At 40.8% G+C, this 23,910-nt stretch carries 22 protein-coding genes, 2 tRNA genes and 1 pseudogene; 17 read left to right on the forward strand and 8 right to left on the reverse strand.

Features of this window, described 5'->3' with window-relative positions; all coding sequences use genetic code 11:
* Positions 1-97: 97 nt before the first annotated feature.
* From alaXM to RSJ42_RS03275, 4 genes and pseudogenes are all read left to right on the forward strand, one after another.
* Entirely contained in the window at positions 98-835 is a 738-nt protein-coding gene (gene alaXM, locus RSJ42_RS03260) for an alanyl-tRNA editing protein AlaXM (RefSeq protein ID WP_410509278.1), read from the forward strand.
* Between the two features lie 330 nt (positions 836-1,165).
* Complete coding sequence (locus tag RSJ42_RS03265; protein ID WP_410510306.1) at positions 1,166-1,255, forward strand: PLDc N-terminal domain-containing protein; 90 nt, start codon at positions 1,166-1,168, stop codon at positions 1,253-1,255.
* 678 nt (positions 1,256-1,933) lie between these two features.
* Positions 1,934-3,298: pseudogene (locus RSJ42_RS03270) on the forward strand (NAD-dependent succinate-semialdehyde dehydrogenase).
* A gap of 432 nt (positions 3,299-3,730) precedes the next feature.
* Positions 3,731-4,402 (forward strand): diacylglycerol/polyprenol kinase family protein, encoded by a 672-nt coding sequence (locus RSJ42_RS03275; RefSeq protein WP_410509279.1) that lies wholly within the window; start codon positions 3,731-3,733, stop codon positions 4,400-4,402.
* Between the two features lie 350 nt (positions 4,403-4,752).
* Here the strand turns inward: RSJ42_RS03275 and RSJ42_RS03280 are convergent, their stop codons facing one another.
* Positions 4,753-5,802: a calcium/sodium antiporter gene (locus RSJ42_RS03280; protein ID WP_410509280.1), complete on the reverse strand. Its 1,050-nt coding sequence runs from the start codon at positions 5,800-5,802 to the stop codon at positions 4,753-4,755.
* A 1,103-nt stretch (positions 5,803-6,905) separates the two neighbouring features.
* Between RSJ42_RS03280 and RSJ42_RS03285 the strand changes: the two genes are divergently transcribed.
* From RSJ42_RS03285 to RSJ42_RS03300, 4 genes are all read left to right on the forward strand, one after another.
* Positions 6,906-7,094: a DUF2795 domain-containing protein gene (locus tag RSJ42_RS03285; protein ID WP_410509281.1), complete on the forward strand. Its 189-nt coding sequence runs from the start codon at positions 6,906-6,908 to the stop codon at positions 7,092-7,094.
* Positions 7,095-7,115: 21 nt separating this feature from the next.
* Positions 7,116-7,658 (forward strand): DUF2795 domain-containing protein, encoded by a 543-nt coding sequence (locus tag RSJ42_RS03290; RefSeq protein ID WP_410509282.1) that lies wholly within the window; start codon positions 7,116-7,118, stop codon positions 7,656-7,658.
* A gap of 93 nt (positions 7,659-7,751) precedes the next feature.
* Positions 7,752-7,940 (forward strand): DUF2795 domain-containing protein, encoded by a 189-nt coding sequence (locus tag RSJ42_RS03295; RefSeq protein ID WP_410509283.1) that lies wholly within the window; start codon positions 7,752-7,754, stop codon positions 7,938-7,940.
* 667 nt (positions 7,941-8,607) lie between these two features.
* The gene (locus RSJ42_RS03300) at positions 8,608-8,820 is read left to right on the forward strand and encodes a CxxC-x17-CxxC domain-containing protein (protein ID WP_410509284.1); all 213 of its coding nucleotides are present in this window, start codon (positions 8,608-8,610) and stop codon (positions 8,818-8,820) included.
* 411 nt (positions 8,821-9,231) lie between these two features.
* Here RSJ42_RS03300 and RSJ42_RS03305 read toward each other — a convergent pair whose 3' ends face one another.
* The 4 genes from RSJ42_RS03305 to RSJ42_RS03320 all read right to left on the reverse strand — a co-directional run bounded on the left by RSJ42_RS03305 (position 9,232) and on the right by RSJ42_RS03320 (position 10,682).
* Positions 9,232-9,588, reverse strand: a complete 357-nt coding sequence (locus RSJ42_RS03305) for a hypothetical protein (protein WP_410509285.1) — start codon at positions 9,586-9,588, stop codon at positions 9,232-9,234.
* Between the two features lie 30 nt (positions 9,589-9,618).
* Positions 9,619-10,179 carry a toll/interleukin-1 receptor domain-containing protein gene (locus RSJ42_RS03310; RefSeq protein WP_410509286.1) on the reverse strand — a complete coding sequence of 187 codons (561 nt, stop codon included), beginning with the start codon at positions 10,177-10,179 and terminating at the stop codon, positions 9,619-9,621.
* Between the two features lie 23 nt (positions 10,180-10,202).
* Positions 10,203-10,343 (reverse strand): hypothetical protein, encoded by a 141-nt coding sequence (locus RSJ42_RS03315; RefSeq protein ID WP_410509287.1) that lies wholly within the window; start codon positions 10,341-10,343, stop codon positions 10,203-10,205.
* A gap of 129 nt (positions 10,344-10,472) precedes the next feature.
* Complete coding sequence (locus RSJ42_RS03320; protein WP_410509288.1) at positions 10,473-10,682, reverse strand: TOBE domain-containing protein; 210 nt, start codon at positions 10,680-10,682, stop codon at positions 10,473-10,475.
* Between the two features lie 358 nt (positions 10,683-11,040).
* On the opposite strand from RSJ42_RS03320, the gene RSJ42_RS03325 reads away from it, so the two are divergent.
* A complete protein-coding gene (locus RSJ42_RS03325; protein WP_410509289.1) occupies positions 11,041-11,745 on the forward strand; it encodes an META domain-containing protein in 705 nt (234 codons plus the stop codon).
* 180 nt (positions 11,746-11,925) lie between these two features.
* Here the strand turns inward: RSJ42_RS03325 and RSJ42_RS03330 are convergent, their stop codons facing one another.
* Positions 11,926-12,189: a hypothetical protein gene (locus tag RSJ42_RS03330; RefSeq protein WP_410509290.1), complete on the reverse strand. Its 264-nt coding sequence runs from the start codon at positions 12,187-12,189 to the stop codon at positions 11,926-11,928.
* A 275-nt stretch (positions 12,190-12,464) separates the two neighbouring features.
* Here RSJ42_RS03330 and RSJ42_RS03335 point away from each other — a divergent pair, with 275 nt between their 5' ends.
* The 4 genes from RSJ42_RS03335 (at position 12,465) to RSJ42_RS03350 (ending at position 15,946) form a co-directional block, all read left to right on the forward strand.
* Entirely contained in the window at positions 12,465-13,247 is a 783-nt protein-coding gene (locus RSJ42_RS03335) for a sulfide-dependent adenosine diphosphate thiazole synthase (RefSeq protein WP_410509291.1), read from the forward strand.
* A gap of 171 nt (positions 13,248-13,418) precedes the next feature.
* A tRNA-His gene (locus RSJ42_RS03340) sits at positions 13,419-13,491 on the forward strand.
* A gap of 190 nt (positions 13,492-13,681) precedes the next feature.
* On the forward strand, positions 13,682-15,409 hold the full coding sequence (locus tag RSJ42_RS03345) for a radical SAM protein (RefSeq protein WP_410509292.1): 1,728 nt from the start codon (positions 13,682-13,684) through the stop codon (positions 15,407-15,409).
* A 276-nt stretch (positions 15,410-15,685) separates the two neighbouring features.
* Positions 15,686-15,946, forward strand: coding sequence for a hypothetical protein (locus RSJ42_RS03350; protein WP_410509293.1), 261 nt, complete (start codon positions 15,686-15,688; stop codon positions 15,944-15,946).
* Positions 15,947-16,075: 129 nt separating this feature from the next.
* On the opposite strand, the gene RSJ42_RS03355 is transcribed toward RSJ42_RS03350, so the two are convergent.
* Positions 16,076-17,227 carry a hypothetical protein gene (locus tag RSJ42_RS03355; RefSeq protein WP_410509294.1) on the reverse strand — a complete coding sequence of 384 codons (1,152 nt, stop codon included), beginning with the start codon at positions 17,225-17,227 and terminating at the stop codon, positions 16,076-16,078.
* A gap of 899 nt (positions 17,228-18,126) precedes the next feature.
* Here RSJ42_RS03355 and RSJ42_RS03360 point away from each other — a divergent pair.
* The 4 genes from RSJ42_RS03360 (at position 18,127) to RSJ42_RS03375 (ending at position 23,163) form a co-directional block, all read left to right on the forward strand.
* A complete protein-coding gene (locus RSJ42_RS03360) occupies positions 18,127-20,409 on the forward strand; it encodes a hypothetical protein (RefSeq protein ID WP_410509295.1) in 2,283 nt (760 codons plus the stop codon).
* 101 nt (positions 20,410-20,510) lie between these two features.
* Entirely contained in the window at positions 20,511-21,176 is a 666-nt protein-coding gene (locus tag RSJ42_RS03365) for a hypothetical protein (RefSeq protein WP_410509296.1), read from the forward strand.
* A gap of 50 nt (positions 21,177-21,226) precedes the next feature.
* Positions 21,227-22,042, forward strand: a complete 816-nt coding sequence (locus RSJ42_RS03370) for a hypothetical protein (protein WP_410509297.1) — start codon at positions 21,227-21,229, stop codon at positions 22,040-22,042.
* Positions 22,039-23,163 (forward strand): PGF-pre-PGF domain-containing protein, encoded by a 1,125-nt coding sequence (locus tag RSJ42_RS03375; RefSeq protein ID WP_410509298.1) that lies wholly within the window; start codon positions 22,039-22,041, stop codon positions 23,161-23,163. Before RSJ42_RS03370 ends, RSJ42_RS03375 begins: the two co-directional genes overlap by 4 nt.
* A gap of 367 nt (positions 23,164-23,530) precedes the next feature.
* Here RSJ42_RS03375 and RSJ42_RS03380 read toward each other — a convergent pair.
* Positions 23,531-23,602: transfer RNA gene (locus RSJ42_RS03380), tRNA-Gly, on the reverse strand.
* Between the last annotated feature and the right edge of the window lie 308 nt (positions 23,603-23,910).

Here is a 23,910-nt window from a genome sequence, read left to right on the forward strand (position 1 = left end):
CGATTTCATCAAAAATCCCGGGCTCCTGATAATTTTGAATGCTAACCTTACTGATTTGATTATTTATATAAAAGTTCTTGATTTGAGAGGTTTGCCAATGACAGAAGTGCTTTACTTTCTTGACTGTTACCTGAAAGAATTCGAAGCGACCGTTGAAAAAGTGACGGATGGCAAGTATATTGTCCTCGACCGTACTGCTTTTTATCCCGAAAGCGGTGGGCAGCCCGGTGATACGGGAAAATTAATCAGGGAGGGGGATGGGGCTGAATTTGAGGTTGTTTACGTCGGCAAGTTCAACGGAGACATAAGCCACGAGATTGCTTTAGCAGGCGAAGCAGGGCCTGAAGCTCTGAAAGCAGGAGATAAGGTAAAAGGGATTATTGACTGGGACCGCCGCTACAGGCATATGCGCATGCATACTGCAACTCATGTGATTGCAAGCGTAATAGAAAAAGAAGCAGGAGCCCAGATTACCGGAAACCAGCTCGGGCTTGACCAGAGCAGGGTTGATTTCAGTCTTGAAGCTTTTGACAGGGACAAATTTTCCGAATACGAAAGAATAGCAAATGAAATTATTGCAGGAAACCATCCCGTAAACCTTTACCTTGTAAGCCGCAGGGAAGCTGAAGAAAAACTCTCAAGACTCTCCACTCTTGCCAAAGGCTTCTCTGAAGATATAGCTGAAGTCCGCCTTGTAGAAATTGAAGGTGTGACAATGGAAGCCTGCGGCGGGACTCATCTGAAAAATACGGGAGAGATAAAAGGAATAAAAATCGAGAAGCTTCAGAATAAAGGAAAAAGCAACAGGAGAATGTATTTCTCTCTTCTGGACTGAAATAGCCGAATGATGGAGTTGAATTGAATTCCGCTTTAGTTTATTTTTTTCTTCTTCTCTTATTCTCCTTTTTTAAATAGATGATTTTAGTATGAATAACATTATTTATTATAATATATAATTCTCTTATTATAGATAAAACTGATAAGGAAGGATTTTATTCAAATTGAAGTATAAATTGAATTTGATAGTATTTTTCCGAGATTTCTTTCATGGGGGGAATGAAAGCTGGTATCTGACACATTGATTACGGTATGGGTTCTTTCAATAATTATCTCTCTTGCTGTCGTTCTTTTTGACGTATTTACCAGGAACAGGAAGCTTACTCCTGTGATAACGTTTTTCTGGATACTTATTATTATTTTGCTGTCTATTTTTGGAGTAGTACTTTACTATTTCCTGGGGAGGAAGAAGATTTAACATAACAATCGTGATCATATCCAGGAATTCGGAAAATTTTATTTTATCATCTTATTTATTAAATTTCCAGGTTACTCTTAAGCAAATAAGCATTTCCTTTTTTTACTGATATTCCTTATTGTAGTACCATTCATTCCTTATTGTAGTATCATTCATTCCTTATTGTAATATCATTCATTCCTTATTGTAATATCATTCATTCCTTATTATAATATCATTCATTCCTTATTATAATATCATTCATTCCTTATTGTAGTATCATTCCTTTTCTTTCTTATCCTGCCAGAGACCAAAATATTATTCTCAGTGTCCAGGCATGCTGCAAGATAACCTCAGCTAGGGATAGGAATTTTTAGCATAAACACTCTGCCTCCAGGTTTTTCTACCTTTAGTTTTTTCTATTATTAAAATCGGGCTTTTAAGGTTCGGTTTATAAAAACAGGCACTGGAAGTATTTGTTAATTACCAGATAATGCATTGATTTTTATATAAAGAATTATGTAAAGATATATGTCAGGGAATTAGTGCTTAACAGATAGCACATTAATCTGAGAAGGGGAATCTCGGCTACTTTATAATTTTATTTAATCAATTATGCTATGAATTTGGATAAATCTACTTTATCTATTTGTTTATGTATTAAACCTGTTTTATAACAAACGTGTTTGAGGTGGGACCATGGTGCTCAGGTCAATTAATCCATATACTGAAGAAATAAACTGGGAATACGATTCTATTTCTTTTAAGGAATGTGAAGCCCAGATCAGAAAATCAAGGGCTGCTTTCTCAGAGTGGAGTTCCCTGTCTATCGAAGAAAGAACCAGGTATCTTGCAAAGCTCGCATAGGTGCTCAGGAAAAATACCGATTCTTATGCCAAGACTATTACGAAGGAAATGGGGAAGCCTATCAAGCAGTCAAGAGCTGAGGTTGAGAAGTGTGCTCTGGTCTGCAATTATTATGTTAAAAATGCGGCTGAGTTTCTGGAAGAAGAGTACATTGATACAGGGGCTGAAAAAAGCTATGTGACTTTTGAGCCGCTTGGAATCATTTTCGGGATAATGCCCTGGAATTTTCCTTTCTGGCAGGTATTCAAATATGCTATACCCGCAATCTGTGCAGGAAATGTTTGTGTGTTCAAACACGCCTCAAACGTGCCCGGATCAGCCCTTGAGATTGAGAAAGCCTTTCTGGAGGCAGGGTTTCCGGAAAATGTTCTTAAGGCCCTTTTAATAGGCTCCAGTACTGCAGTGGAAATACTCAATAAGGATCTTGTGGACGGGATTTCACTTACAGGCAGCATAAATGCAGGTTCTGATATAGGAGGACTTGCCGGAAAAACTATCAAGCCTGTTGTCCTTGAACTGGGAGGGTCAGACCCTTTTATAGTGCTTGAAGATGCCGATGTCACGAAGGCTGCTCAGGTTGCAGTAAAATCCCGTTTCCTCAATACAGGACAGGGCTGTATTGCTGCCAAGCGGTTCATTGTTCTGGATACTGTCATTGAAGATTTTAAGAAGGCATTCGAGCTGGAAGTTAACAAACTGAAAGTTGGAGACCCTATGGACGAGGAAACCGATATTGGGCCTGTTGCAAAGAAGGAATTTGTTGGGGACCTCGAAAGAATTCTGGAAGATGCAAAAGAGAAAGGAGCGGAACCGGTTATTTGTGGAAAGGATTGTGAGAAAGGCTTTTTCTTCAGGCCAGCCCTTATTCCTGCAGCCAACCTTGAAATGGAAGCCTGTAATGTAGAGGTTTTCGGGCCAATCGCACCCTTAATAACGGTAAAGGATGAAGATGAAGCAATAAAAATTGCAAATTCCACAGAGTTTGGGCTTGGAGCCGAAGTATGGTCAAGAAACCTGGACAGAGCCGAAAAGCTGGCAAAAAGAATAAGGTCAGGATTCGTAGCAGTCAATGGAATGGTCAGGTCTGACCCAAGACTTCCTTTTGGTGGGGTTAAAAAGTCCGGAGTCGGTAGAGAGCTTTCTCATTACGGGCTCAAGGAATTTACGAATGTAAAGGCTATAGTTGTTAACAGGTGAAACTTTAATGTCTAACCCGGAACAATCATTGAGGCAATCCCAAAACTTGAAATTAGCTCTTCTGATCTACAATTTGTGATCTTGCTATGAGAATAAAACTGGTTTTGGGATGAGCTCAGTTATATCCGGTTGTAATCTGGTTTTAAGGTTGTATAAATGCCTTCAGGTCATTGTAATTTAATGTCTCACGAGTGGCGTTAAAAGCTCTTATTTTTTCTGTGAATAAAGCTCCCATTTACAAATTTATTCTGCATACATTTATTATATTAAGGAAATAATTCTCTAATAATCACAAAATTGATTCTCTTATCGAATACGGTTACCGGGATTGGTGAACCGTACAGAATCACATTTCTTGGTTCATTCCGCAGAGTTTCGGCCAGGTAACCAGGTAAGTAACTGGCTAAGCAGTGTAACTCATGAAGTGATTCTATGGTAACTCTTGGTCAAGAAGAGGCTAAATGCGAATATCGCGACAAAAAGGCTTCCCTTAAAGGTGAGCTTGAGCGCCAGCTAATACACCTGTTTACAGGAATTTTCTTTATAATTTTTGTTTACTTGACAGGGGATCGGGCACTGACCCTTCTTCTCCTTTTGCTGGTTTTTTATCTGGCAGTAACTTATATTATTTTAAATGAAATGCTTCCCCCCCAACTTTATGCTTTCCTGTGCAGATGGGGAAGGCCCGGAAAGCAGAACATTCCTCTTAAAGGGACTATCCTTCTGGTTTGCGGGATAGTCGTCTCTCTCATATTGTTTCCTGAAGAAATAGTATATGCTTCAATAGCAGTTGTTGGGTTTGGAGATTCGGTTGCAACGATTGCAGGCGTTACTCTGGGAAGGCATAAGCTGCCTTATTCTGAACAAAAAACCGTAGAAGGAACGCTTGCTGGCATTATAGCAGCCTTTATTGCTGCAGTGGTTTTTGTAACCCCTGCTCAGGCTCTGGTCGGCTCAGCGGGTGGAATGCTGCTGGAAAGCGTTGTGGGTATGCAGACAATAAAAGAACTCGATTCTCAGGCAGCACTCAAATTCTTTCTTAATGATAATTTTTTAATTCCGATATTTTCAGGTTTGCTCATGTTTATTATTGGACTTCTCTGACGTCCGAAACCCTGCTCTTTGTGCTCAAGGTTTAAATCACATGAAACTTATATTTTTATTTATCTAAAAATTATATTTTTCTATTATATATCTTCATATGGGGGGTAAACAAATGACAGGGATTATAAGATTGATTATCGGTTTGATAATTCTCATCATCCTGATCCAGTTACTGATGAGTTTACTTTAATAGGCAGGAAAACAGTTTAATTGCTCTGCTGGCTATGCTTAAGTGATGGCTATGCTTAAGTGATAGTTGACAGTACGCCGGATTGATGGCATATTTTCCGGTCATACTGATGTTCTAATCTTGTTAGAGATGCTTTCGAATTACTTTTTTCCCTGTTTATTCAGGTAACCCTGAAGAGAAGGAGAAGGAAAGCCGCATATATAGCCATCAATGATATTCCTTCCCATCTTTTTATTTCCCAGCCCGTACTGATGAAGATAAGCAAAGCAATGCTTATGAATATCATTACAGGAGTTGTAAAGAAGAGACTTATTTCCGCAACGGCTATGGGGAAAAGAAGCCCGGAGACTCCGAGAATCATAAATATGTTTGTTATATTCGAACCTATTACATTACCGAGGGCAATACTCCCATAACCCTGCCTTGCTGCTGATACCGTCACTGCGAGTTCAGGAAGGGAGGTCCCTAATGCGACCAGAGTCGTGCCTATAATAGTATCCGGAACCCCCAGGAGTTCTGCAAAAAAGATTGACTCCTCCACAAAGTAGTTTGCCCCTATTATGATTGCTGCACAGCTTAACACAAGGGTAAGGATATCTTTTGAAAAACCATCTTTTGACTGACTGTTTTTATTACCCGAATCTCCGTTATTGCGGTTTGAACCGTTAGCCATCCCGTTGATTTTTTGCTTAGCACTGCTAATATACTGAAATTTAAAGAAGTATTTTAGGAACTCCTTGAAGTGAAGTTTCCCTTTATATTTTTCTGCTTCTTCAAATAAAAAGAAAGTGTAAGCGATGTACAGCAGTATAAATAAGACGGATTCGATTTTTGATAATTCCCCATTGAGTGCAAAAACAAAGAAAAGAACAGCTGCAAAGAGCATTATATAGCCATCTCTTCTGAGCATCTCAACTTCTGTTTTTATTGGGGTAAGAAATGCAGCAAGCCCGACAATTAAACCAATATTTACAATGTTTGAACCTACAACGTTTCCTACTACTATACCACTTGCATGCTGGATGGAAGCAACTATAGAAGAAGCAAGTTCCGGAATTGATGTTCCTACCGCCACAAGGGTCAGCCCTATAACAAATTCCGAGACACCAAGCTTCTCTGCAATTGCTGAGGCAGACTTAACGAAATAGTCTGATCCCTTGACCAGGAAAACCAGGCCAAGCAAAAGAATGAGAAAATTTGTTATGACCATATAATAACATCTGATCTATTTTTTTTCTGCTTACTCTATTATTGATTTGGACTTTAATCTGAAGAACTCTTATTAAAGGCTTTCAGTTAAAAAGGAGAATTAAAATTTTTATTAATTTGGGTGACTTAGCTTTTTCTATCACGGATGGAATGTTTTTGTTAATTTTCATGCAGATGTGGGATAACCAGCTTTCAGTTAGAGTAGCAGAGACAACAAACAATCTTTAAGACAAACCAAACGATAGGTATATATCCTGTAACCGGAATTCGATTACATACGGCTTTTTTTCTTCAAGGCTTCTGGGACTTCAGTACTCTAAAGGAACTTTTTTTTATTAAGTGATAAATCTATTTTCCAAAAAAGTGGCTTTTCCAATTCGATAGCCATCTTGAAGGGACTTTTCTTTTATTCATCAAGCTTTAAATTGGGCACTATTCCGGGATTAAACTCAGATCGGAGTTATCTTAAAGCGTTTCCAATCTGCAGTACTGGCATCTCACCATTCTGATAAAAAATGTGAAGTTTTTAGACGAAAATAGTCATCTTCTAACAAACGTTTGAGTTGAATTCTTTTTTATATTATACCTTTCATAATACTGAATAGAGGGTGGGCAACTTAAATTGGGAAAGGTAGTTAATATTCTCAATCCAGAATGTCAACTTATAGAAATGAATCTGGGCTGGATCGAGAAAGTTTGGCTGAAAGGGGAATGAGCTATCCCAAGAGGACGACCTTACATATTTGCTGAATGAAAACAGGCAAATAGTACGATCTGGTCCCTTAAGAAGCCTCCTCTATAAGAGTGCAATATCTCCTGCTGACGTTATATGGAACCTGGTCAGAAAAGGCGCATATCATACATGATGAACAGTGAGTTCTATCTAAGGTATCAAATCTCTACAGGTCCAGATTGCACTGGAAGCGATTATCCTATGAAAGGTATATCTTAAAAGATATTTTGATCAAATGGCAAATAAATCGGGAGTACGGTGCCAGAGATTTGATGGCAGAAAGGCTCAGACGATGTCTTTTAATGAAAGTGTTTCAATATTGTTTCTGTCAGCAGGGACCGGGTAGAAAATTGTAATTAGGGGGAAAAGCTATGCAAACAAGTCCAATTGAAGTTCAGAAGGCTTTAAAGGATATGGATTATCCTGCAAGTAAAGAGAAGCTTATTCAGCATGCAAAAAAACATAACGCCAGCAAAGAAGTAATGCAGGTTCTTGAGGATCTTCCTGACCAGGAATATACCAATGCTGCTGATGTTAGCAGGGAATTCTCAGGCAAATAAAACTGAATAGGGGGGAAATTTATGGCAAGAGAAGAAGGAGAGGGAATAAGCCACAGAGGTGCTGGAAGCCCTCCTATTGAAACTCAGAAGGCTTTAAAGGGGATGGATTACCCCGCAGGGAAGCAGGCAATTCTTGAGAAAGCCAGACAAAACAATGCTCCTCAGGAAATAATGCAAATCCTTGAGGATATTCCAGACAGGGAATATGAAAACGCTGCTGATGTTAGCAAGGAATTCAAAGGAGAAACAGGACACATTGAAGAGATGGGTGGAAGGGAAGGAAGCAGAGGCCGTGAAGAAGGAGGGGGAATAAGTCACAGAGGCGCTGGAAGCCCTCCCATTGAGACCCAGAAGGCTCTAAAAGGAATGGATTACCCTGCAGGGAAGATGGAGATTCTTAAGAAAGCCAAAGAAAACAATGCTCCTAAAGAGGTAATGCAGATCCTTGAAGATCTTCCGGATAGGGAATTCCAGAACGCTGCTGACGTCAGCAAAGAATTCAGTGGAGAGACGGGTCATATCGAAGAAAGGGGAGGCAAAGGAGAGAAAAGGGGTCGAAAATAAGAGAAGTAAATCCATGTGAAGAGAGCCTGCTCTTCAAATGGGAATCAACATATATGACTGGCTCAGATTAAGGGATTTAAAAGGGGGAAAATTATGCAAACGAGTCCGATTGAAGTTCAGAAAGCTTTAAAGGATATGGATTATCCTGCAAGTAAAGAGAAGCTTATTCAGCATGCTAAGAAGCATAGTGCCAGCAAGGAAGTAATGCAGGTTCTCGACGAGCTTCCTGACAAAGAATACACAAATGCTGCTGACGTCAGCAGAGAGTTTTCGGGAAAGTAACTTCAGAAAGAACCGTTCTCAATGGGAGGCAACTATAATAGCTATTAGACTGAGATTCAGGAGCTTTAAGCTATCCGGTTATCCGGACAGAGGATGATCTTCCAGGCAAGCCTAAATAGAAGATCCAGATTAAGAAATTCATGGCATTAAAGTATCTCCTGAAAAAACTTAGTGCCTCCCGTTTGAGACAAGAAAAAGAACCCGGAGGCTAAAAGCCTCCTTCTTTTCATAAAGTATTTTAGTTATCAGCTTTTTGTCAGCTTCTCTTCTAATGTTTCTGGTTCTTGAACAGCTGTCTAAAGATAAACAGAGGTAACACGAAGACTTCTTCCGTCGGTATTTACAGATTTATATGATTTTAATCAGTTCTTTAATGGTTTCCAACCAGTTTTCCTAATCGAATAAACTCTATTTCTGAATTTTGTATCTGGCTGAATAGACTGCTGTATTAAATAGCAGGCATGGTTCTAAAAACATTGTTTAAAATCTAGAATAAACTGCCGGATGCCTGAAAGCATCTGGTCCCCATACAACAACAATAAATACCACCATACCAGATACTTATTGTTCAATTAGTTCATTGAGACACACCAGAATGACCCATTAGTGAGTGAGGCCTCTTGAATTATTTGATATAAAAGCAGGAGTATCCAGAGGGGAAAATATAATGGAACGGAAAGGTTTCCAGAGTAAAGATCGGGGCCAGAGTAGAGATTGGGGTTCCAGCAGGGAAGGCAGCTTCGGTAGAGAGCCGCAGAAGATGTATAAAGCAAAATGTTCTGAATGTGATATGGAAACAGAGGTGCCCTTTAAGCCGGACCCTGACAGACCAGTCTACTGCAGGGAGTGCTATGCAAAGAGAAAAAGCAGAAAATTCTGAGCCTTATGGGTTATCTGATAGTTAACTTTTTTACAGATACACAAATAGCTAATTTTTAACAGATATACGGATATGCTTCTACGGATGATTCTTAATTTGCTTCCGAGTCTTCCTCATATCTCTAATTTTTTTATGCTAACTTTATTTATCCTAACTTTATTTATCCTAACTTTATTTATCCTAACTTTATTTATCCTAACTTTATTTATCCTAACTTTATTTATCCTAACTTTATTTATCCAAACTTTATTTATCCAAACTTTATTTATCCAAACTTTAGTCTATTGATATAGATTTAATTCTTAAACTTAATCTTGCTTTCTAACGTTTCATTCTCAAAATTTTCTTTAAACAGGTCATCTGGAATGGATAAAGAAGTCATTTCCCTGATTTTTTTCCCTTCAACTTATTTCAGGTTATTAATTCGAGTTCTCTTTCCAGCTTTGTTATATCAAATAATACCCTGAACAGTTCATCCTTTCCGGTATCTCTTACATCAACTTCTACAGGTTCAACCAGTGTATCTTTAACCGCTCTCCATTCTTCCCTGTGGATATCAATAATTTCCCAGGGGCCGGCAGAACTGTCTTTTACCCTATCCCTGGAAAGCTGTAGAAGCAGGTGCTTCTTTTCTACAGGAGTAAGATTTTCTATACCCTTTACTTCAACCTCGCTGACAGCAGCTTCCCCTAATTTGGCTTTAGCGACCAGCGGTTCCTGGCCTTTGTCTCTGGCTCTTTCTTTCATGAATTCGCCTTCTTCTTCCATAAACACACCACTCCTTTTATGTTAAGAACATCAGGGTACGGGTCTGAAGGTCCTTGGATCAAGGTAAACATTTCTCTGGCAGTAACTGCAAATAGTCTCGAGATGTTTCCCTGCAAGGATAGCCCTCTCCACTTCTTCTTCCGGCGAGATATACTGCGTCATTTCTTCTCCGCAATACGGGCACTTTATTTTTAACCAGTCCAGTTTCGTAAGCTGTCTTATGCTCTGAATAAGCTTTCCCAGAGCGTCCTCATAGGCTTCAGGGTAAAAACTGATCGGCTGGAAATGGCGGATAAGAACAGGCAATTCAATCCCTGTCTCTACCAGCGGAATTATTAACTGGTCAGTTCCTACAGCCAGCCCGATCTCCTGGTTCACTTCAGGGGATAGCACTCCTTCCTGTGTAATGATAGGTATAACGCAATCCGACTGGCGTATGCCAAAACGTATTCTTTCCGCAAGGGAAAGAATCCGGGCTTTCCTGTAAAGAGATGAAAAGCTCTCAATCTCCACTGCCCACAGAGCCCGTGCAAGTTCCTGGGCGAGTGGTTCATCCTGTTCGCAGTGGGAAATATAGACTTTTGTAATCATAACCCGATTTATTATGACCTTGTTTATTTTGCTTTTTCCGGTCTATGTTTTGGCTCAGTTTCGGGTTCAGGCTCCGGTATCGGTTCGGGTGAAGGAACCGGTTCAGGTTCAGGTTCAGGTATGGGTTCAGGCTGAAAAGATGGTTCTCTATCTTCTTTTGGCAAAATAATTCCCCCTCTAACAATTGTACCAATCCGAAATACTCTTTTTGAAACATGTTTTTGAAAATCTTTTCTAAACTGGCGATACTTTTTCTGTTGAATATCTTCTATGTAAAGTTCCAGACTTCCAGTTCAGTCAGAAGCTAACATTACGCTTGTGGATTTGATTACTGCGTAAACTTCGTTTCCTTCTTTCAAACCCAGTTTTTCAACTGAGTTTTTTGTAATAATCGAAGTAATTTCAGTACCGCCCGGAAGCTCGACCACGACTTCCGAGTTAACTGCCCCGTGTGTTATACTCTTGACTTTGCCTTTAAGGACGTTGCGTGCGCTTATTTTCATTCTTATTCCCCAGTCCCGGTTTTTATTTGTTGATTTTTATTTCTTAATCACTAAGGTTAGTGTCGTGAATTATAGAAGCATAGGAATCTTTATTTCTAAACTTAAGTTCTGAATTTTGAGTCGTAGTTCTTTATCTATACATTCAAACCTTCATGATGCGACGATGCTTTGCCTCCAGGAAATTTCTTTAAAGAAACCTTCTCAAGTGAAGAGAAATATGGGGTAAGCATTCGCAATGGATACCAGCTCTGCTAATTGATTGAAAGTCCATTCCGTTACTGCAAATCAAATTGTAGTTTAAATAAATGTTATATCGAAGTGGCGCATCTTTCCATGCAATTAATTTGTGAGGCATACGATGAAAACCAGAAGTGCATCTATAATTCTTATTTTACTCCTTACCATAGGAGCTATAACCGTGGTCTCCTTCTCGCTCGGGTGTACTGAGCAGGAAGAAGCCCCTGCTGAGCCTTCAAACAATACTTCTGTCGAACCTGCAGAAACCACTCCCCTAGAGCCTGCAGGAAATACCTCTGTCGAACCAGCAGATAACATTTCTACCGAACTCATTGAGAACGCTACTGCTGAACCCGAAGAAAGCATTCCTGCCGGGTCTGCAGTAAGCTCTGGAAGTTCCGGGAGAATAGACAACTTTGGAAAGACAGATGAAATTATAAAGGAACTCGAGCCAATTTCTGCTGACGATATTACAAATATCGAATGGCAGTGGACCGGTTTCCAGGATTCTGACAGCCCTGACAGCCAGGTAACAGTACCCAGCCCTGAAAGATATACGCTTTCTCTCTTTGCTGACGGCGCGTATTATATTAAATCCGACTGCAACACTGGCAGCGGAACTTACACCCTTGAAGGAAACCGCCTTACCTTTGACCTGCCTGTTACCACGCTTGTTGATTGCGGACCTGAGTCAATGGATGTCGAATATACATCGCTTATACCCACCGTAGAAGCAGCAGCTCTTGAGGACGGACAGCTTGTCCTTTACCCCGGAAACGAAGGCGACAAAATGTTCTTTGTCAATGGTGGAAAGGCTGAGCAGTAAAGATCTGATTAAAAGGATTCATTTAATTGAAGCTCGAATATCTTTTGAGCTTCTCTCTTATTTTTGTCTATTACAGTTTTTTTCTGATTGGTCTAATATGTGCTGCTCAATGTATTATGGAAAATTCCTGTCATATCATTTTGTAAGCCACTGCCGATATAGCAATGTTGAAGAGACCAATTAAAAATAATTCTTCCGACAATCTATTTTTCTGCCTGCGCTCTTCTTTATCAGGATTATAATTTCTCTAATCCTGTTTCTGCTATAATCCGCTCCAATCCTGCCCACGCTCGGAAAGGAACCCATCAAAATCGCTGCAGTGATCATAAATATCAAACCAATATAGCCTATGATTTCTATGACAAGTATAAAGTTTCCTCTGAGAAGTACTATAACAGTTGCAATAACCAGGATCCCTAATTCGATAGCCAGTAAATTTTTCATCCTTTCTTCCTCTTCGTTTATTTCATTGTGAGGATATAATAGTTTATAATGGATTCAACTCTTTAGCAAAAATTAGATTTTTTATTGTGGAAGTAGCCATGTGATCGAAATTCTCCTTTTATCTTAGCTTCGAGATTCCAACAGCTTTAAAAGCAATGCCCTGTATCAAAATGTGAATTTCATTGTTACGGATCAGGGTTAACAATTCCTGATTTACTTCTGAAAGCCGGATATTTCTCCGGAATTTTAACCTACAGGTTTTATGAGAGATTAAAATGGAACTCGACGAAGTCATAATCACACGGGCAATTTTTGAAGAGTACTCAAAGACCTTCCTTGAATACACGGATATCGATGTGGCACTTGTAGGGGGAGGACCTGCAAACCTTGTAGCTGCAAAATACCTGGCTGAATCCGGGGCAAAGGTCGCCATTTATGAGCAGAAGCTGTCTCTCGGAGGCGGCATGTGGGCCGGAGGCATGATGTTTCCTCGCATAGTTGTGCAGGAGGAAGCCTGCCATGTCCTGGACGATTTCGGGATCAGGTACAAAGAATACGAGCCCGGGTATTACGTGGCAAACTCCGTGGAATCCGTTGGAAAACTGATAGCAGAGGCAACATCCGCAGGAGCTGAAGTCTTTAACCTTGTGAGCTTTGAAGACGTCATGATCCGGGAGAATGACAGGGTTACCGGCATAGTTATTAACTGGGGACCTGTTACGGCACAGCGCCTGCATGTGGATCCTCTTATGATCCGCACAAAACTTGTGATCGACGGGACAGGGCACGATGCTGTTGTCTGTAATACGATTCTCCGGAAAATCCCTGACGCAAAAATAGGAGAGCTCGGGATTCTCGGAGAAAAGCCAATGTGGTCTGAAGTCGGGGAGCGCCTGGCTGTGGACGCAACTCAGGAGATCTATCCAGGGCTGATTGTCGCAGGCATGGCTGCAAATGCCGCGACCCGCGCCCCAAGAATGGGTCCTGTCTTTGGAGGCATGCTCCTTTCCGGAGAAAAAGCTGCAAAACTTGCTCTTGACAGGCTTAAAAGGTTCTGATTTACGCCTTAACCGTCAGAAGCCGAATTTCTTCCTGTTTTCCGGTGCCTTTTAGTGCTGGAAAACAGAAAATTTCCTTTCCATTAAAAAGGTATATTTTTTCCGGCAAAAACTTTATATAAAAAAACTCCTTCTATAGGTTGCTTCAAACCTGAAGTACCACACCCTGTGGCCGGGGTAGGGTAGAGGTCCATCCTGTGGCCCTGTGGAGGCTACGACCCGAGTTCGATTCTCGGTCCCGGCCCTAAACTATTTTTTAATTATTTTTCCTTTAACTTATTTCCTAACTTATTTTCTTGATTTTTTTCTTATTAATTCTGCTCTTATGATGCCTGATCATCTGTAACGATGTATCCAATTACCTGTAGTTTAATATCCAGATGCGCTCTATATTCAAATCTTCAGGTATCAAACAAATGAAATGAGAAACTGATATGAAAGCACTTATTATAGACGGCTACGTGGACGAACCCGCATGCCTGGGAGTTCCTCCGTATATTTCCCCTTATCCCCGTTACATAGCAGGAGCCCTTAGAGAGCGTGGATTTTTCGAAAGCGATATCCATTACCTGACTATTGATGCACTGAGGGAAAATCCACCCGGAGCTGGCGAGCTCATAGGAAAAGCAGACCTTGTGGTAGTAATTGCCGGAACAACCGTACCGGGTAAATATTTGCGGGCATCTCCTATCTCTCCAGGAGAAATTGAAGCAATTTTCCGGGCTGCGCATGGGGCAAAAGTTATAGGCGGACCTATAAGGCTTGGTTTCAGCAACGAAGGAGGGAAAGCTGCAAAGGGTACGGAAAGAGGAATAAATCTTGGAGATGCCGTACTTGCAAAAATGGATCTCGAAGCTTTTGTTTACGACCTTTTTGAGGATAGAGGTGTAAGTGGAAAAGGAAACATCGGAAGCTTTCCTATCAGGCTGAAAGCCCCGGATTCTGTTGATCACCGTTTCAGGACAACAGAGGAAATCGGTCGCTGGGGATCCGAAGGGGCGTTTTTAATCAGGCAACACCCGGATTATCCTTACTGCATGTGCGAACTTGAAACCTATAGGGGCTGCGGCAGGAAGGTTCACTGTTCTTTCTGTACAGAGCCATTTTACGGAGCTTCGGATTACAGGCGTGTAGAGGATGTTGTCTCAGAAGTTTCTGCACTTTATTCTCATGGAGCCCGTTATTTCAGAATTGGAAGACAGCCGGATCTCTTCTCCTATCACGGGACCGATGCAGGAGGGCCTGTCCCCAAACCTGTGCCTGAGGTTCTTGAAAGGCTCTATAAAGGCATCCGTAGTTCCGCACCTGAGCTTGCCGTGCTTCATATGGATAATGCAAACCCGATAACTCTTGCAACATACCCTGAAGAATCCGAGCAGATTCTTAAAACAATTATCAAATACCATACCCCGGGAGACGTAGCAGCTTTTGGGATGGAGACTGCTGACCCTGCGGTGGTTAAAGCAAACTTGCTCAAGGCAAGCTCGGAAGAAGTCTTTGAAGCTATCAAGCTGGTAAACAGGCTTGGAGCCTCTCGCGGAGCAAATGGGCTTCCGGAAATTCTTCCTGGCATCAATTTCGTGCACGGTCTTATAGGTGAGACGAAAAAGACTTTCCAGCTGAACTATGAATTCCTGAAAAAGGTGCTTGAGTCAGGGCTGCTTCTCCGCAGGATCAATATCAGGCAGGTTATGGCTTTTCCAGGGACTCCAATGTATGGCAGGGATGAAGCTGCAAAGAAACATAAGAAACTCTTTCTCGACTATAAAGAAAAGGTCCGGAAGAATATCGACATTCCAATGCTCAGGCGGGTAGTTCCGGAAGGAACTGTGCTTAGAGACATTATGTGTGAGGTGCATGAAAAAGAAATCACTTTTGGCAGGCAGATAGGCTCTTACCCTCTGCTCGTAGGTATTCCTTCTCTTCTTCCTCTGCGGAAATTCACGGATATTACCGTTACAGGGCATGGTATGCGTTCCATTACCGGAATCCCTTATCCTCTGCATATCAACACAGCTTCTTCTGCTCTCATTCGTGAGCTTCCGGGAGTGGGCAAAAAAGCAGCTGCCTCTATAGCTGCCGGAATCCCTTATGCGGATAAAGAAGAATTTCTTAAAAGAGTGAGTGAAGGGGAAAAAATTGTTGATTTTATCGAAATTTAATTCTAAAAAACGGGACTCTGTGTAATATTGCATACCCGGTTTTTCTTTTTTTCTTCTTTTTTCTTCCTCTTTTACCTTTATTTTGCTTGAATTCCAGTAGTTCTTAATTCTATATCCCTGTATTTTAAATACTCATCTTAAATCTGAAATTTTTTAAGAACCCTGTTTTGGCTGACAACATCTCGAATTTTCGGACTTAAAATGTTAGGATCTTTCGGATAAATAACTATTTATTCAATCCCAAATCATTTTAAATGGGATATTTGGGGGATTTACTTGAGCGAAAGTACTGAAAATTTAGACAGAGTTAAACTCGCTCTTCAATTGAGTTTTATTTTTTGGATTATGCTTGGCATTTTGTTTTTCTATGCTACTTTTGAAGATCAGTCCAGAATGCTCGGGACGTTTTTACTTCTTTGTTCCATAATTCTTTTCACTCCTTTTCTGCCGGAGGGAACAGACCTGCCTGAAGTATCATGCCATAAAGAAATAGAAAACCTTGGGGACTGTAAGGAAGAAAAGTTTAAAAAAGTATAAATTATTTTTAACGGCAACCTGTATTATAAGTTTTCTATATTATAATCCTTTTAATCCTTACTTTTTAAACTCCTTTTAAAGCTCAATTTTAAGCTCAATTTTAAGCTTCCTTCCTACCCTGGCAATTCTTTAATATCCATTAAACTTTCGATCCTCACTCACTCCCAGTATCCCGGCAAGTATATTGCCTTCAGGTCCCAAGGATGAGAGTTCACTTGAGGCTTCGGACTTTGAAATGTATTTTTCTGTTCTGACACTACCGGGCTCCTCGATTTTAATCGTAATTTCTCCCTTGGTATACCCTCTTTCAATGCATTCTTCTGCAAGTTTTCCATATATACCAGCTATGAGCTTCAGGCAGTCAAAAATAACATTTTCTTCTACGGCATTTTTGCCGTTCATAAGGATTAACCTGAGCCTTTTGAGCACTACCGATTCTGTAAAAAACTCTTTGATTTTCATTATGAGTATGGAAAGGCTATCTTTATCTATTGCAGGGGCAAGTTTTTCGTCGCCTGTTATCTCGTGATCCCCATGTATGACCAGAAAAGTTCCGCCGTCTGAAGAAATCATGAACCTGTTCTCTGCATCCTTATCTTCAAGAGTTATTCTCGTAATGTTTTTTCCGTATTCAATATTTGTAATATAAAAACCTGATACATCCAGCTTTTTTACTTTTTCTTCTCTGGAGAGAAATCCGCTTTTTGACCGCACAGGCAAAGCAAGTTTTTGGAAGTCTTCAACTTTCAGCGTATCCTGGACGAAATTCATCTCAAATTCGTATCTTATTCCATTTACCGAACTTACCTGCCATCCTTTGAGTTTTCTATCTTCTGTTGAAGCATAATATGTGTGTTCGGCACCGTAGATGCTAGCATCAAAAAAAGGGCCAAGAGTTGAGAGTATTCTGTCTTCAAGCTGCCGTACTTCTATAATTGCCAGTCTATTCTGTTTATCGATTTCTTCAAGTTTTTCATTCTTCTTTAACAGAGAGGTGTTTGCGCAGGCCTCAATTGTCCTGGATTTAATTTCAAGAATCTCTCTGGATTCAATTCTCCGTGCATATTCTTCCACGCAGTCGGTTACTTCTTTCTGGAACCTCTCTATTTCCTCAAGTCTTGATCTGGAGACCCCTATCTCTTCTATGTTTGCCTGCTTTATCTTTATAATCGATTTTTCGAGAGGAATTACTTCTTTTGAGATCCTTATAAAGTCCTGAAGGTCCTGAATAAAGTCCCGTTGAACGGGAAGTTCCGTTGAGTCCTGAAAGGTATATTTCATTTCTAGCTACTCCCCTTGACAAAAATATCCTGCAGGAAATACGTTTTCCACGTTTAAATGTGTGAGCATGTTTCTTATGATTGATATGTTTCCAATTAAAACAACGATACAATCTTTCTATTCGTTAGTCTAATTTTTCTCGGAGCATCGCTTGCTATCTATTTATAACGGCTATTTAAATGTGATCTAATATTTTCTTTGTATTTTTTCTAATTTTTCTGTGAAATATTTCTACTTTTAAATATCTATTTTTTTAAAAAAGATTATTATTTAACTTAAATTTTATCTTTACTTTATATTCAATTCTAAATTTTTTTAGAAAGATTTATATCAAATATTTGCGTAAGTTATCTCATATTATCGTCAAAAGATAATATGAAAGGACATGTACCAGATTAAGTACATAATGTGTTATCCCCGGAATTTGCTCGCCAGCAAATTCATTTTTCAGGATTAGTAAGTGCATGTCTGATATACCTGACTGTTCAGTCAGTAAGGTAATGAAAACGGGGTTGATTCAAAGTTCCCCTGCTGCACAAGAATTAATGGGGTCAATGCTTGCTGCTCAGAGGAAAAGCTACCGTGCTTCTTTCGAAAGGATTTCAGAGAGGTGCTGGCTTTCTTATCAATTAATAAACACTATGTCAACCGGATAATTTCGTTCAGGGGGTGAAGAGCAGAGAAGCTTCGCAATGTATAAATTGCAGACTAATACAGTCTTATTTTGTTTATTTTTGATTGCTCTTTAGTTCTTAAGATTAATAGACTGTTTATGGGATTGTATTCTATTTAGCTGGAATCTGCTACAACTCACAACTTTAAAATGTTATTGACAATGAAATAATAATCACGTTAAAATTGAGCTATAATTAAACATGTGCGGAATCTAGGTGCAGAACATGAAACAAAAGTTAATACTATTCAGCGTACTGCTGATCATATCCCTCCTAGCGGGGACAGCATGTGCGATTGGAGAATCAGAAAATACAGAAGATGAACTGGTTTTAGCGACCGGGCCTAGCGTTAGTATTGCATACAACGAAACAGGCCATTTCAGAATGGGAGATGTTGTAAAGATAACTGCAACCTTCAGCGAGCCCGTCTTCAGTGCGGTGGCCGTTGTTGGAAACAGTGTTGTAACTCCCGCTTCCTACAACATGAGCAATATCAGTGACACTGTCTGGTCTTTTGATTACATAGTCCCGGCAGACATTAACGATGCAGTAGACGTAACTGTTTCTGGGGTAAGTGCAAATGGCTTAATCGAAAAAACTGATACTGATGCCTTTGTAATTGACAACGAAGCTCCGAGATTCAAGAGAATCCAGCCAGTCTCCGATTTTGTCAACAAAAAATATGTAACTTTCGAGTTCAGTGCTTTCGATAAACTTGACAATACAATCGCTTACACCATCTATATCAACAATACCCAGAAGAAAACCGGAACTGTAAATTCTAACGGATATGTAAAGTATGAGCCCGAACTGGCTGATGGCTATTATCCATGGAGAATCGAGCTTCAGGATGATGCAGGAAATAAGTATGTCCCTGAAAAATCCTTTGACCTGTATGTGGATACCAAGGACCCATATGTAACGCTTGTTTCTCCGGAAGATTTCTTTATCTGTACTCCAAAGAGTCCCCTGTCTTTCAATTTCACATGCCAGGACACTATATGTGAAAAATATAACATGGAGTTATATTATGAACTGCATATCGATGGAAAGCCTTTCAATGGCATCAATGGTATTGACTATTCCGGGGACAACTGTTCCGGGTATATGACTTCAGGGGATTACATAAACATTCAAAACATTTCTCTTAATGATGGAGCTCACAACTGGTCTGTTTATGCAGAGGATAGATCTGAAAACAACTGTTCAGGTAAAGTCAGGAACTTCTACGTGAACAACAATGGGCTTAAAGTCGAGCTTATTTCCCCGAATGGAGAATTCGTTTCTGGAAACCCGGACTTTAACTTCAGTGTTTCGGGAGGAGCAGGTCTTCCCTTTAGTTACGAACTGATTATCAATGAAACTAAAGTAAAGAACGGCACCCTCTTTATTGATGAAGACGGGGTTGGCGAATATTCTGTGAGTGCAAAAGTATCTGATGGGGTTAACATACCCTGGACTGTACGCATCACAGACTGTGCGGGAACTGTCTATGAACCCAATCCGCTTCACTTCTCTGTTGATAGCGTTGCCCCGGCTGCTGTGGCAAACCTGACTGTTACCGATGCTCTCAGTGATACCACATGGTACTATACGTATGATGAGCCTGGACTGTACGTTTGCTGGGATAAAAACACCGAAAAAGACCTCCATGACGGAGCAGGTCTACCCTATAATTTGCCATATGTTGTTTTCATCAGCGACAGCAAGCCTTCATCCATTAAGGAAATGGAAGTGGCAGTACCTTACAGTTCCATCTATGAGATTGAAAAAGGTAAATCTCTGTGCATGAACATTTCAACATATCGTGGAGAACCTCTTGTTTACGGTAAAGACTACTGGGTTGCAGTTATCGCCCTGGATAGAGCTGGCAATTATGCCGACTGTTTTGCCGTATGCGGACCAGTTCACACATACGAGGATATGGATATCGCACTTAATGAAGGCTGGAACCTGAAGTCCGTACCAAAGAGGCTGGCTACATTTAATGCTGACGCATGCTCAGTCTTTGGAAAAGATAGCACGGTAATTTACTGGAACGGCAGCTGCTGGGAATTCCCGAAGACTATTGAACCATGTAAGGGTTACTGGGTCTACACTCCGAAAGCTTGCGAGAACAATGTAAAGTTCAAGCCAATGCCGATTGACAGTGCAAGCCCTGATGTGCCTCCTTCTCTTTACCTCGCTTCCGGCTGGCAGATGATAGGGCACACTTCCACGCAGCCTGTGGGCTGGCCTCAGACTCTAGGTTCATTACAGGGTCTTCTTGGTGCTGAGTATAAGTTCTCCAACCTGATCACTTATTCACAAAATGAAGGCTGGGGTGGGACAATTTCGCTCGGAATCCTGGATCTGGTTTCCCAATCTGATGAAACTCCGTACCCGGTAGAAGCACTTGAATCTAGCGGCGTTATGGTTCCAGGTCAGGGATACTGGGTCTTCATGAAGGAAGACGGTACTTACGCATCTGTAGAAAGTGTAGAGTTCTACATTAATAATACTGTCTGAATTCGAGTGAAAGGTCAAATTTAAAAACAAATCGCTTTTCAGCCATTTCAGGCTGAAGGCATTTTTTCTTTTTTTGTTTGCATAACAATTGGAGGAAAATCATGAACAAAACATTGAAAAATAGTTTATTAGGAACAGCTGTACTGATGTTATTTTTCATAACAGCTGCCCATCCGGGTATGGCTGAGGGCGTCCCTCCTCTCCCCATGACAGTGCAGGGAGTTGCCCTTATTGACGGCTCCCCTGCTCCTAATGACACTGTTATTGCAGCTTATCTTGACGGAGAATATGTAGAAAAATATCTCATAAATACCCCCGAAGGAAGTTTCAATTTACTTATTCCTGGAGAAACCGAAGATGAAGGAAAACCTGTTACTTTTACAATTAATGAGGAGGATACGGGTAAGAGTTTTGCATGGGGACCAGGAAAAGTGGTCTCATCTGTCAAATTGTCTATCGGTGATGCGGGAGACTCCGGAAGTTCTAAGAGCTCAACCTCAAATTCGGGTTCTGGATCATTGACAGAATCTGAAGACGCTAAAGAGGACGGAGAGGTCATCGAAAATGGTGCAGTCACTCAACCGGAAGTAGCAGTCCCGGAGAAAACTGTACCGGAAAGTACAGGTGATAAGGCAGAAGTTAAAGAAACTGAAGGATCTTCTAAAACGGCCAGTACTTCAGGTTTCCAGATTATTTATGCGGTTGCGGGCGTCGTTCTGCTTACTTTCGGATTAGAATTCTGGAGGGAATCGAAAAGGAAGCCCTGAAGGTTTATTATTAGGGTTTTTTCGGGTAATGTAAAAAATCTCAAGGTGATATGATGACCATCAAGGACAAACACTTAAAAATTATAGCCTGCCTGGGTATTCTTTTGCTAGGCATATCCCTTGCTCCGGTTGCATCTGCTAGCGATACTATTCCTTCGCTTCCCTGCATATTCAAAGGAAAATTGATTACAGAAGGCGCAGATGTACCGGCAGGAATTACAATTTCGGCTTATATGGACTCAAAACTTGTTGGCAGTAATGTAGTCAATGAAGCAGGAAAATATGAAATTGGAGTCTCGGGTTCCGAAGAAGATAATGGAAAGAAAATAATCTTCAAGCTGGGTCTCGTGGAATCGCCTGTTACTGCAACATACAGGCATGGCGCTGCACCAGAAACTCTGGATCTTCCTTTTACCGGGGATTTTATACCTCCGGTTATAGAAAGCTGCTCTGTATCCCCTGTATACATCCTGAATGACGGAAAGGATTATTCAACTGTTACCGCAAAAATTTCGGATAAAGCATCTGGAATTATGTCAGTAACCCTCGATCTTACCCCTATTGGTGGAGGCGTAGTCTCAGTGACACCTGGAAACGGAGGCATTTACACCTGCAACGTTAACAGCATCCTGGCAGGGGAATTCAAATTCACGCTTGCGGCTACGGATAATTTCGGAAATAAAGCTACAAATGATATTTTGATCACTGCGGTCAATAAAAATGAACTTACAACAAGATACGGAGGGGCTGATAAAAGCTTCTCTGCCGAAGAAATCAAAAACATTGTAAGCGACAGTAAGATCTCCAGCGGGATCAAATACGCAATTCTGGATATTTACTATGATGACGGGTGGGGTAAAATATGAAACATCCTGAGTTCAAAATTGCTTTTGCGTTGCTTCTGCTGCTGACCTTATTTGCAGTTCCGGCCTGTGCAGGCAGTGCAGAAAGGGTTCTTCCTTCTTCAGTCAAAACTAACGAAGTGTTTCAGGTAACTGTCAAAGTAGCTGATTATGGCGCAGCAGGACAGGTGCTTGAAAAACTTCCTTCAGGTTTTACATACATTAACTCTACCCTTCCGGAAAAAGCTGTAACCGTAAACGGCAATAAGGTTTCTTTCCTCCTTATGACTGAAAAAAGTTTCAGCTATACTCTTAAAGCTCCCGAATCTTCCGGTACTTACCAGTTTGCAGGTATTTTAAGAGATATCGACAAAAATGAATTCGCTGTCCTTCCTTCCAGTTCTTCTATTAAAGTAGGATCAACCTCCAGCGGTGGCGGAGGAGGGGGCGGTGGCTCAAGCAGCAGTTCAGGCGGCGGAGCCGGAGGTTCACCCGAGCCTCAGAAAAATGTTGAAGCCAAAGAACTGTCCCAATCGTACGTTACCAACGGAACACATGTAAGGTTTGATTTTCCAAATGGAGTGACCTGTATAAGATATGTGGAGTTTGACGCCAAAAAGACTCTCGGGAAAATCACCACCACTGTCGAAATGCTTAAAGGCCAATCAAAGCTGGTCTCGAGCCTGCCTGAAGGCACAGTTTATAAGAATGTAAATATCTGGGTAGGTTCTGGAGGAATCGCAAATTCCGACAACATCAAAAATGCTGTAGTCGGCTTTAGAGTAGAAAAAGCATGGCTTGAGAAAAACGGGGTTGACACGAATGACAAAGATTCTCTCAACCTCTGGTATTATGACAAGGCATGGAAAAAACTCGAAACCAGGAAACTGGATGAAAGCAACAGCACTTACGTGTATTATGAAGCCAAGACCCCTGGTTTCGGACCCTTTGTGATTGTTGCAGAGAGCAAAGAATCCGGTTCAAAAGATATCGAGCCTGTTTCTACTGAAGAACCTGAAAACAATATAGCATCCGAAACCAATAAATCTTCAAGCGGAGGCTGGCGTTCCATGCCCGGGTTTGAATGTACCGTTTTCCTGGGAACAATTGGAGCTGCATACTTCGTACTGAGAAAAAGATTTTAATGCCAAATAAATTTTCGGCTTAAAGCAGCTTAAGGCTGCTTTTCCTCTTTTTTCCACCCGATTCCGCCTCGCCCGAGTTGCGTTTCGGGATCACATGAAATCATAGATTACACGGGAGTTGCGATGTAATCGCAACAGTACGCTGTCCTTTTCGCTCGCTCTGCTTCGCTCAAGGGGACTAATTTTTAAGTTATAAAGTTATAGAATGATCTGAGATCAAAGGGACTAAAGTATAGTTTTTAGCAGTGAGATCACTAAAAGGACTATTTTGTGGTTGTAAATCGAAGAAAAACAAAAGATCAGCGAAAGAAAGAAAAAAGAAAGCGACCTTATCAAGGGACAGATATACTCTTTTTATAAAAAGATATACATCAGCCGGGATTCGAACCCGGGTTCGAGCGTTGGCAACGCCCGGTGATGACCGCTACACTACTGATGTGCCAGGCTGGCAGGGCGCCCTGTCGCTTTTCTTATTATGGATTTTCTTATTAATTAAGTTGACCCCTGTGAAATTTTCCATGTATTTGAGAGAGGATCCGTTTCTTTTCTGTTTCTTTTCATTCTGGATTTATTCTTTGCTATTTTATAAATGGCTTTTAAATTACAGTAAGAAAACCTTTACGCTGGGCAGAATTTTGACAAACTGAATACGAGTTCAGGGTATATATGCCAGAGAATACAACTTGATAAGGGTGTATGAGAAGAGCTCCTGATAGGCATGTTTACAAATTAGGTAATGTCCATGCA

The organism is Methanosarcina hadiensis, from assembly GCF_046529725.1.
Classification (GTDB): Archaea; Halobacteriota; Methanosarcinia; order Methanosarcinales; family Methanosarcinaceae; genus Methanosarcina; species Methanosarcina hadiensis.